The organism is Methyloterricola oryzae (assembly GCF_000934725.1).
In the GTDB taxonomy this organism is placed as follows: Bacteria; Pseudomonadota; Gammaproteobacteria; order Methylococcales; family Methylococcaceae; genus Methyloterricola; species Methyloterricola oryzae.
This window is the reverse complement of the sequence record NZ_JYNS01000037.1, coordinates 1-10,220: the sequence shown is the minus strand read 5'-3', so window position 1 is coordinate 10,220 and position 10,220 is coordinate 1. Positions and strand designations below refer to the sequence as shown.

10 protein-coding genes are annotated in these 10,220 nt (G+C 57.2%); all 10 read left to right on the top strand.

The window, feature by feature from the left end; all coding sequences use genetic code 11:
• The coding region (locus EK23_RS24505) for an energy transducer TonB family protein (RefSeq protein ID WP_045227304.1) at positions 1-592 on the top strand (592 nt) is incomplete at its 5' end.
• A 32-nt stretch (positions 593-624) separates the two neighbouring features.
• On the top strand, positions 625-2,379 hold the full coding sequence (locus EK23_RS20670) for a putative porin (RefSeq protein ID WP_045227303.1): 1,755 nt from the start codon (positions 625-627) through the stop codon (positions 2,377-2,379).
• A gap of 55 nt (positions 2,380-2,434) precedes the next feature.
• Positions 2,435-3,109 (top strand): hypothetical protein, encoded by a 675-nt coding sequence (locus EK23_RS20665; RefSeq protein ID WP_045227302.1) that lies wholly within the window; start codon positions 2,435-2,437, stop codon positions 3,107-3,109.
• Entirely contained in the window at positions 3,036-4,763 is a 1,728-nt protein-coding gene (locus EK23_RS20660) for a ShlB/FhaC/HecB family hemolysin secretion/activation protein (RefSeq protein ID WP_235282241.1), read from the top strand. The genes EK23_RS20665 and EK23_RS20660 overlap by 74 nt, the downstream gene beginning before the upstream one ends.
• Before the next feature lie 24 nt (positions 4,764-4,787).
• The gene (locus tag EK23_RS20655; RefSeq protein ID WP_045227301.1) at positions 4,788-4,988 is read left to right on the top strand and encodes a YezD family protein; all 201 of its coding nucleotides are present in this window, start codon (positions 4,788-4,790) and stop codon (positions 4,986-4,988) included.
• 123 nt (positions 4,989-5,111) lie between these two features.
• Entirely contained in the window at positions 5,112-5,471 is a 360-nt protein-coding gene (locus EK23_RS23540; protein ID WP_145998774.1) for a hypothetical protein, read from the top strand.
• A 37-nt stretch (positions 5,472-5,508) separates the two neighbouring features.
• Positions 5,509-7,125 carry a diflavin oxidoreductase gene (locus EK23_RS20645; protein WP_200892209.1) on the top strand — a complete coding sequence of 539 codons (1,617 nt, stop codon included), beginning with the start codon at positions 5,509-5,511 and terminating at the stop codon, positions 7,123-7,125.
• Positions 7,126-7,170: 45 nt separating this feature from the next.
• A complete protein-coding gene (locus tag EK23_RS24500) occupies positions 7,171-7,299 on the top strand; it encodes a hypothetical protein (protein ID WP_268748203.1) in 129 nt (42 codons plus the stop codon).
• A 23-nt stretch (positions 7,300-7,322) separates the two neighbouring features.
• Positions 7,323-9,029, top strand: coding sequence for an assimilatory sulfite reductase (NADPH) hemoprotein subunit (cysI, locus tag EK23_RS20640; protein ID WP_045227299.1), 1,707 nt, complete (start codon positions 7,323-7,325; stop codon positions 9,027-9,029).
• A 73-nt stretch (positions 9,030-9,102) separates the two neighbouring features.
• On the top strand, positions 9,103-10,119 hold the full coding sequence (gene cysD, locus EK23_RS20635; RefSeq protein ID WP_438941146.1) for a sulfate adenylyltransferase subunit CysD: 1,017 nt from the start codon (positions 9,103-9,105) through the stop codon (positions 10,117-10,119).
• The last annotated feature ends 101 nt before the right edge of the window (positions 10,120-10,220 follow it).

The following is a 10,220-nucleotide window of genomic DNA, read 5'->3' as shown; positions in this document are numbered from 1 at the left end:
GTACCTGCTGCAAGGCTTGTTCGAGAAGCCGGCGCAGGCCAAGAAACAGGTGCAGCAGATCACCGTGATCCAGCCGCCGCCGCCACCACCGCCCCCGCCGCCGGAACAAAAACCGCCGGAGCCAGAGCCTGAGCCCGAGAAGATCGAGGAGCCGGAACCTGAACCAGAACCGGAGCAGCCTGAAGCGGAAGAAGCCCCTCCGAGCGAAGACCTGGGCGTGGATGCCGAGGGCGGCGCCGGCGGCGATGCCTTCGGACTAATGGGCAAGAAGGGCGGTCGCGGCTTGATCGGGGGAGGTGGCGGCAGCGCCATCCTTTGGTATGGCGGGCAGGTTAAGCGCTTGCTGGAGGATCAGTTGCACGAACTATTGGCCGAGACTCCGGCGCGTAAAAGCAGTTACGCGGTCACCCTGGAAATCTGGGTCGGAACTGAGGGACAAGTCAACCGTGTGGAATTGTCCGGGGCCAGTGGCAAGCAGGAGGTCGATCAGGCAATTCGTGCCGCGCTGACCAAGCTTCGAGTAAACATCGGCAAGGCGCCGCCGGGCAACATGCCGCAGCCTTTGCACGTGCGGCTTACCTCGAGAATTTGACGAAACATCCTACAAGATAACTTGACGAGCCAATGAAGATTGCTACTACCACCGCTGCCGCTCTGCTTGCGGGCTCCCTCACCCAGGCCGCGCAGGCCGATGAGCGCGAAGCCACGCTGGTTAACCGAAATACGACCCTGAATTTGATCGAGGCGTTGGTAAAAAAAGGCGTTTTGGATCGCGACAGCGCCGATGCCATGATCAAGGATGCCAAGGCGCAAGCCGTCAAGGAAGCGCGTGAGGAAATCGCCCGCGACGATGCCGCCGCCGCCAAAAGTGACTCGTCTGCAGCGTCCACGGGCAACAAGAAGGGGCAGTCAGTCCACGTGGCCTATGTACCGCAGATCGTCAAAAAGGAGATCAGGGACGAAGTGCGAGCCGAACTACGCGACGAAGTGGTGCGTGAAGTCAAAACCCAGGCGAAGAACGAAAAGTGGGGCATACCGGCCGCGCTTCCGGATTGGGTGAGCCGTATCAAACCCTATTTCGACATGCGACTTCGGTTCGCGGACGAGTTTTATCAGGGCGACAATGCCCAATATTTCGACTGGATGCAAATCAACGAGGACGGAGGCATTTCACAGGCTCTCGCGGACAACCAAGCCTTCTTAAATACCCGGATTGACCGTACGCGCTTTCGCGAGCGCTTCAGGCTGGGCTTTGACGCGCAAATCACAGAGCAGATTAAGGCGGGATTCCGCTTCGCAACCAGTAACCAGTTCAGTCCGGTGTCAAACAATCAGACTCTTGGCAACACGGGGCAGTCATGGGAGTTCGCGATTGATCGGGCCTTCCTGCAATACGACTACGTGGACGGCGATGGGCATGATTGGTTCACCCTGTCGGGAGGTCGAATCGCTAACCCTTGGGTTTCATCGGATGTGGTTTACGACCCTGACCTTAGTTTCGAGGGATTCGCTGGAACGCTTCGATGGCCTTTCAACCAGTCTGACAGCGACGTCAAGACCTATGTCGCACCTAATCCAACGGGCCGGTTCGGGGTCAATATGGGACAACAGAAACCTGATTCGGTTTTTGCCACGGCTGGTGTTTTCCCGATTCAGGAAGTCGACTTTTCAAGTTCCGACAAATGGCTGTTCGGCGGGCAGATCGGGGCGGATTGGCTGGTGTTCGATCAGTCTCGCTTGATCGTGCAAGGCTCCTATTACCATTACAAAAATATCAGCGCGCGGCGTAATGCCTTTGAAAGCCGACAGTATGACTGGACGGCGCCCGAGTTCATGCAAAAGGGCAATTCCCTGGTCGCCATCAACGATGCCAAGAACCAGCCAGCCTGTAACACCGGTTCTCTCGGGGCTCAAAATGTCTGCTTGGTTGGTCTCGCATCCGGCTTTCAGATCTTCAATGCCAGCGTGATGTTTGACTATGCGGACTTCGCGCCCACCCACGTTTTCCTGACCTTCGACTATGCCAAGAATCTAGGATTCGACGAAGAGAAGATATTCCGCCAATTCGGGGACCGTATCGAACCCAAGACCAACGCCTACCAAGTCCGATTGGACATAGGTCGGCCTGATCTCCGGCACTTTGGCGACTGGGGCGCCTACTTCGCCTACCGCTATCTCGAGCGTGATTCGGTCTTGGATGCTTTCACGGATTCTGTCTTCCACGAAGGCGGCACTGACGCCGAGGGTTGGGTGATCGGTGCGACTTATGCTGTGGCTACCAATACCTGGTTCAACCTGCGCTGGTTTAGCACCGATGCGATCGATGGTCCTCCGCTCAGCGTCGACACCCTCACGGTCGATCTAAACGCACGGTTTTGATGGGGGGTGAGGCGTGATCGACAGGCACTTCAGAAACCACGTAGGAACCACCGCGATGCTGGCGGGACTGTGTTTGTTGGCGAATTGCGGCCTCGCGAGTTCAGCTCCCAAGTCTCAGGATGCGGCGACCCAGCAGGTACTGCGGAAGGCTCAGGGGATGTTGCGGCAGCTTAGTCAGGAAAAGGCCATATTGGAGGCTGAGAAGGCCGCGCTTGCGGAACAGGTCAAAAAGCTTGAGGCAACGGTTCGCGAACTGGAGCCTCTCAAGTCCGAGCTCGCCCGTCACAGGACAGCTGCCGATTCGCTGCGCGATGCCAATGGCGCACTTGAGTTGCGGCTTGCGCGCGCCCAACAGCAGGAGGCGAGCTTGTTGCAGCGGCAGAAGGAAATTGTTGGCAAAGCCAAGCTGATTCAAGCCGACAACACGTTACTGTTGAAAGCCGTCGAGGAGCGAGAGGCTTGGATAGGTAAGTGTGGCGACCAGAACCGCGGATTGGTGGCCGCAGGTCGGGAAGTGGTCGAGAAATACCGCGACAAAGGTTTTTGGGATCAGTTGGCCGAGTCGGAACCTTTCACGGGCATCGCGAAGGTCCAGACGGAGAACATAAGCCAATCGTATCGTTACAAGATTGATCAGCTGCAGATGACTCCCTTCGATGCTCGGACGGAAAAAGGTAAACCCACCGAGCAGGAAAAAGGCGACACCGAGGGGGATGACGGCGATGAGTGATGCCGCTCCTCGGGGACACTTTAAGCAGCGTCGAGTGTGTCTATTCGTTTTCTTGGAACTGACGGTGGCCGCGCTGATGTGCCCGGCTTTGGCAGGACAGCCTACCAATGAAGGTGCTCCATCGGCCGTAGAGTCCAATGAAGCGCAGGAAAAGCCACGGTTCGACCTCATGGACCTTCAGGTCGACGGAAATACGGTGTTGGAAACCGAGGAAATCGAGAATGCTGTCTATCGCTTCGTAGGGCCCGGCAAGTCAATCGACGACGTGGAAAAGGCCCGGCAAGCCCTTGAGAGCACCTACCACCAAAAAGGCTATGCCACCGTTCTGGTTGAGATTCCGGAGCAGGACGTCGATGGGGGCATTGTGCGGCTGCAGGTCGTTGAAGGGACCGTCGAGCAGGTCCAGGTTACCGGTTCGCGCTATTACTCCCTCGGCAAGATACGTGAGGCTGTACCAGCCCTGCAGGAGGGACAGGTGCCGCATATGCCAACGGTTGAGGCCCAGATGGCCAAGTTGGCCGAGGAATCCGCCGACCGCAGCGTGACCCCGATTTTTCGAGCCGGTTCCACGCCCGGAAAGATGGAGGTCGAAATGCGAGTCAAGGACCAACTGCCGCTGCATGGAGGCTTGGAGCTCAACGGACGCAATACCGAGTTTACTACCCGCAGCCGGCTGATCGGCTCGCTACGTTACGACAATCTATGGCAGAAGTTTCACAGCGCATCCCTGCAATACCAGGTATCACCGGAAAACAGTGACGAGGTTGAGGTTTGGTCTGGCACTTACGTGATGCCGACTGGGCTTGCAGACACCCGTCTCGCCATGTATGGCATCGGAATCAGCTCGAACACCGATCTGGGGGCTGCGGTGGGCGGGACTTCGGTGGTTGGCACGGGCCTTATCTTTGGCGCGCGGCTGGTCAAACCCCTTCCGGCTGTCACTGATTACATGCACAGCCTGAGCGCCGGATTCGACTATAAAGATTTTGACCAGGGCGTGACTCTCGTGGGACAGGATACCGGCAATACGCCGATCAGCTATGTGCCGTTTACGGTGGCTTACGATGGAACATGGCGGGGAGAAGACCGGGTGACATCGATCAACTTGGGTGGGCATTTCTCCATTCGCGGCTTAGGAAACGATCAGCAGGAATTCGAGGACAAGCGTTTCAAGTCCTCGGCGGCATTCTTCTACTTCACGACAGAATTAAAGCATCAGCAGGCGCTGCCCTATGACCTGCGCTTGCTGGGCAGAGCGTCGGCACAGGTGGCCAATTCGCCCTTGATCAGCAACGAGCAGTTCGCCGTGGGCGGCCCACAAAGCGTGCGTGGCTATCACCAGACCCAACAGCTGGGAGATAACGGCGTCAATCTGTCCCTGGAACTGCAGAGTCCTCGTTTGACGCCAGAGGATTGGACCGTTGTGGAAAACCTCCGCGTGCACGCCTTTTTTGACTGGGCCTATCTGTGGATTCTTGACGCATTACCCTCGACCCCCAGTCACTATCAGCTTGCCGCTACCGGCTTGGGCCTTCGGACGCAAATTCTCCGCCATTTTGTCGGTGAATTTGACTGGGGCTATCCCTTTTACCAGCAGGGCACGGTGGGTGTTGGCGAGAACCGCATCGACTTCCGCTTGGCTTATGAATTCTGATCAATCAACCGAGGAGTGATAAAGATGGCAGCAAAAATCGGGCACGGCGACAGACAGGAGCAGGAGCAACATGAGGCTCTTCTAAAGCATATTGAGCATGCGCTCGCTGGCATGCGATTCGGATCTGTGGAAATAGTCGTGCATGCCGGAAAGGTTATGCAGGTCGAGAGGCGAGATAAATACAGTTGCCCGCCCACGCTATCGACCGATTTCGACTCGCAGTGAGTCGGAGGCTTGGGTTATAAGCTTGTCCCGACAAGTTCTAAGTCGGGAATTTGAAGGCTGGTATAGTCGCTTCAGCCAGTCTTTAGCCAAAGAAATGAAATACCAGGTCGCCGGGGTCAGACTATGAATGACTTGAAAGATCCAGCTAAGTCACAGGCGTCGAATGACGCAGCACGAATCTACGAATTCAGCGATTTTGTTCCTTTGGCGCCAGGCGCTGTTTATGTTCAGGTACGCCATCAACGAACAATCTTCCAGACTGACGGAAGTGTTCGTAAGGAGAGCGTGGGCAAGGAAATTCTATTGGAGCGCATGGTGCGGGCATTTCGCGGCAAAGCATTTCATTCCGCGGGAACCCTGAACGCCTTTTTTGACGACGTCGAACAAGCCAAGTCCTGCGCCAATGCCATCATAGTTCACCATGGCCTGGAGCCGGAGTTGTGCGGTACGCACTTGACGATTTCAGTCGTATCCGAGGATTGAAGCGCAAGTCTCAGGGCCGGGCCAGGTATTCGCTTCCATGTCGCATTCCAGCGTGCTTTTGACCCCTCAACAGTGGGAATGGGTTGCTCAATTGGCACAGGAGTGCAGTCAGGAGCAACTCACTTGGCTAAGCGGGTATCTCGCCGGGGTGGCAGGTGCAAGAGCACAGACTCATGCTAGGCCTGCAACTGTTGCAGTTGAAGAGGCTGGTCTCGTGACCGTCCTATATGGCTCACAAACCGGAAATGCGGAGAAGCTTGCACATGAACTCCAGAGGCGGTTGGTGGGGCACGGACGAAGCGTGCGAGTCGAATCCATGGGCCGCTATAAGTCCGCCCAACTCAAACGCGAACATGTTGTCCTGTTTGTCGTGAGCACCTACGGCGAGGGTGACCCGCCGGATAATGCCAGGGTTCTGCATGAGTTTCTGCTCAGTGCCAAAGCGCCGAATCTCGCCCAACTGCAGTTTGCCGTATTGGCGTTGGGGGATACCAGCTACGAACACTTTTGCAAGACGGGGCGTGATTTCGATGAGCGCTTGGCGGCACTGGGCGCGAAACGACTTTGCGAACGCGTCGAGTGCGATCTCGATTACGAGGAAAGTGCAGAGCGGTGGATGAAGGCGGTGCTTGCGGCGCTGCCGCAACATCAAAGCGCCGTGCCGGAATCTGGGGTATCTGGTCCCCTCGACCATGCCTCGCCGAATTATTCCCGGAAGTGTCCCTTTCATGCCGCCTTGCTTGAAAACCTGTGTCTGAGTGGCAGGGGCTCCAGCAAGGAAGTGCGCCATATTGAACTCTCTCTGGAAGGCTCCGGCCTGCGTTACGAGCCAGGCGACGCCTTGGGAGTGGTTCCACGCAATTGCCCTGACTTGGTCGATGAACTCATTGCCGCGCTTGGGCTGGATGCGGAATCGACAGTGACGGAGCCGGGGGGCAGGGAAGTTAAGCTTCGCGAAGCGCTGGAGCAAGCTTTTGAAATCACGACAGTGACGCGACCTCTCCTCGAGCAATACGCGCATCTCTCCGACGCCTCTGAACTGCGGAAACTGCTGGAGAACGATGGGCGCGCTGATTTGCAACAGTACCTGCGCGCGCGTGATCTGCTCGACGTGGTCAGGGCCTATCCCGTGAAAGGGATAGCGCCATCAGAGTTTGTTGCGCTCCTGCGCAGGCTTCCGCCACGCCTTTACTCCATCGCCTCCAGTTTCAACGCCAGTCCCGATGAAGTGCACCTGACCGTGGCGGCCGTTCGTTATGAGTCGTTAGGGCGGCAACGACAGGGGGTGGCGTCGACCTACCTTGCGGACCGCGTGGCGGACGGCGAGCAGATTCCGGTCTTCATTGAGAGCAATCCCAATTTCAGGCTGCCTAAAGAACCCGGCACCGCGGTCATCATGATCGGGCCTGGAACGGGCGTGGCACCGTTTCGTGCCTTCATGGCGGAGCGCGAGTTCTCCGCGGATACTGGCAAAAACTGGCTGTTTTTTGGAGATCGCCGGTTTCACACCGACTTTCTATACCAGCAGGAATGGCTCGACTACCGGAGCAAGGGCTTGCTTGCTCGCATCGATGTGGCCTTTTCCCGTGACGGGGACGACAAGGTGTATGTCCAGCATCGCATGCGTGAGAACAGTCGGGAACTTTTTGCGTGACTGGAAGAAGGGGCTCATTTCTATGTCTGTGGAGACGCGCAGCGCATGGCGAAGGACGTGCATGAGGCCTTACTGGATGTCGTCGCTCTGGAGTCTGGACGCGATCGCGACGCAGCGGCCGAATATGTTGCCAGCCTGCAAACTGCTGGACGTTATCAGCGAGATATTTATTGAGGCCAATCGCAGTGGAAACTAACATGGCGCCCGGCGAAGATGAGGCCCTCAAGGCAGAAAGCGCTTATCTGCGCGGCACGATCACAGACAGTCTCGCTGATATGGTTACGGGTGCGGTTACCCCTTCCGATGCCAAATTGCTCAAGTTCCATGGAATATATCAGCAGGATGATCGAGACCTGCGAAACGAGCGCCAAAAGCAGAAACTCGAACCTGCTTTCAGTTTTTTGATCCGGTTGCGCATGCCGGGTGGTGTGTGCACACCCAAGCAGTGGCTCCAATTGGATGACCTGGCCCATCGCTATGGACATGGATCGCTGAGGATCACCACACGACAGACTTTCCAGTTTCACGGAGTCATCAAGCGGCATCTGAAGATGACCATCGCGGGAATCAATCATGCCCTGATAAGCACCGTTGCGGCTTGCGGCGACGTGAACCGCAATGTCGTTTGCCACAACAACCCTTATCTGTCACCGCATCACGCCGCACTTTATCGGTTGGCCAGGGAAATCAGTGATCGCTTTTTGCCTGCTACCCAGGCTTATCACGAGATCTGGCTGGATGGAGAGCACATCGTTGGCAATTCCGCTGCCGAAGAGCCCTTCTATGGCCGTACTTACCTTCCGCGTAAATTCAAAATTGGACTGGCGCTGCCGCCTTGGAACGACGTGGACGTGTTTTCCCAGGATCTTGGCTTCATCGCCGTTATCGAGGATGGCGAATTGGTCGGGTTCAATGTTTGCGTGGGCGGTGGAATGGGCATGACTCATGGCGATCTGGGCACGCATCCGCGTGTGGCCGACGTGGTCGGTTACGCTCCGATCAGCCGAATTCTGGAGGTGGCTGAGCAGACCATTGCAATTCAGCGGGATTTCGGGGATCGGATCAATAGGCGGCACGCCCGCTTTAAATACACCATTGAGGACCGGGGAATCGAGTGGTTTCGAAAGGAGTTGTCGACAAGAATGGGGTGGACTCTGGAAGAGCCTCACGAATTTCATTTCGATGGAAATGGTGATCGCTTGGGCTGGGCCAAAGATGCTGACGGTTTCTGGCATCTCACGCTTGGAGTGATGAGCGGACGTCTGCGCGACTCTCCGGAAGTCGAATGGCTTAGCGCCCTCAGAAAGGTCGCCGAGATCCACGAGGGGGATTTCCGGTTAACCACTAACCAGAATCTGATCATCGCTAGGATACACGCACAGCGCAAGCGCAGTATCGAAGCCATTTTGCGCAAACACCGTGTTCCGCTTCCTGATGCCTGGACTGAGGTTCGGCGCCTGGCAATGTCCTGCGTTGCTTTTCCGACCTGTGGCCTGGCCATGGCCGAGAGCGAGCGGTGGCTGCCGTCTTGGGTCGATCGCCTCGAGACGTTGTTGTCCGAGTTTGGTCTGCAGCAGGAACCCATTTCGGTGCGGGTAAGTGGTTGCCCAAATGGCTGCGCTAGGCCATTTCTGGCCGAAATCGGTCTGGTTGGGAAATCGCCGGGGCGCTACAACCTCTATCTGGGCGCCGCCTTCGATGGCTCGCGCCTCAACAGTCTCTACAAGGAAAGCCTAAATGAGGACGAACTGTTGGCTGCACTCAGGCCGATACTCGAACATTATTCGTGCGAGCGCCTGGAGGGCGAACATTTTGGCGACTTCGCGGTCCGCTCCGGCTACGTGCCACCAATTCAAGACTTTCATTCTCCTGCCAAGGCGGCCCAGCCTCGGCTGGAAAGCTGAGAGATGACTATGGCGTTGATGCGAAGTCCAGAATCAGGCCTTTGTTTCCATGCAACCGTGAGACTGCACACCCATGCATAATCAACTTCAGCGTGACCTCAAAGAGCCTTCCGAGACAATTCGGGATCTGCGCTCGACAATGGCGAAGATCGCTTCCGTTAAGGCACTTGGGCTGGCGCGTGTCGGCTCGCCCGAACTAACCCACCTCAAGCAACTGGAAGCGGAGAGCATCCACATCATCCGCGAAGTCGCGGCGGAATTCGAACGGCCGGTGATGCTCTATTCCATCGGCAAGGATTCCGCGGTCATGCTGCATCTGGCGATGAAAGCATTCTACCCCAGCAAGCCGCCATTTCCCTTGATGCACGTGGACACCACCTGGAAATTCCGTGAGATGATCCAGTTCCGCGATCAGCGCGCGGCGGAGCTGGGGCTGGACCTGATCGTGCACATCAATGAGGAGGGCGTGCGCCAGGGTATCGGCCCGTTCACCCACGGCAGCAAGAAGCACACGGACATCATGAAGACCGAGTCGCTGAAGCAGGCCCTGGACAAGTACCGTTTCGACGCCGCGTTCGGCGGGGCGCGCCGCGACGAGGAGAAGTCGCGGGCCAAGGAGCGGGTCTATTCCTTCCGCGACCGCCATCACCGCTGGGATCCCAAGAACCAGCGACCGGAACTGTGGAATGTGTACAACGGCAAGGTCAATCCGGGGGAGAGCATCCGGGTGTTTCCGCTTTCCAACTGGACGGAGTTGGACGTGTGGCAGTACATCTACCTGGAGGACATTCCCATCGTTCCCCTGTATTTCGCCAAGGAGCGGCCGGTGGTCGAGCGCGACGGCGTGCTGATCATGGTGGATGACGAGCGCATGCCCCTGGGGTCGGACGAGAAGCCGCAGATGCGTCTGGTGCGCTTCCGCACCCTGGGCTGCTATCCCTTGACGGGCGCGGTGGAGTCATCGGCAGCGACGCTGCCCGAGATCATTCAGGAGATGCTGCTGACCCGAACCTCGGAGCGTCAGGGCCGCGTCATTGACCATGACTCCACCGGCTCGATGGAAGAAAAGAAGAAGGAAGGGTATTTCTGACCATGTCCCACCAATCCGACTTGATCGAAACCGATATTCACGCCTACCTGGCCCAGCACGAGCGCAAGGAACTGCTGCGCTTTCTCACCTGCGGCAATGTG

Coding starts and splice junctions, on each gene's coding strand:
- cysI (WP_045227299.1), top strand. CDS start 7,323: ATGGCGCCCGGCGAAGATGAGGCCCTCAAGGCAGAAAGCGCTTATCTG.
- EK23_RS23540 (WP_145998774.1), top strand. CDS start 5,112: ATGAATGACTTGAAAGATCCAGCTAAGTCACAGGCGTCGAATGACGCA.
- EK23_RS20665 (WP_045227302.1), top strand. CDS start 2,435: ATGCTGGCGGGACTGTGTTTGTTGGCGAATTGCGGCCTCGCGAGTTCA.
- EK23_RS20660 (WP_235282241.1), top strand. CDS start 3,036: ATGCTCGGACGGAAAAAGGTAAACCCACCGAGCAGGAAAAAGGCGACA.
- EK23_RS20655 (WP_045227301.1), top strand. CDS start 4,788: ATGGCAGCAAAAATCGGGCACGGCGACAGACAGGAGCAGGAGCAACAT.
- EK23_RS20645 (WP_200892209.1), top strand. CDS start 5,509: ATGTCGCATTCCAGCGTGCTTTTGACCCCTCAACAGTGGGAATGGGTT.
- EK23_RS24500 (WP_268748203.1), top strand. CDS start 7,171: ATGGCGAAGGACGTGCATGAGGCCTTACTGGATGTCGTCGCTCTGGAG.
- cysD (WP_438941146.1), top strand. CDS start 9,103: ATGCATAATCAACTTCAGCGTGACCTCAAAGAGCCTTCCGAGACAATT.
- EK23_RS20670 (WP_045227303.1), top strand. CDS start 625: ATGAAGATTGCTACTACCACCGCTGCCGCTCTGCTTGCGGGCTCCCTC.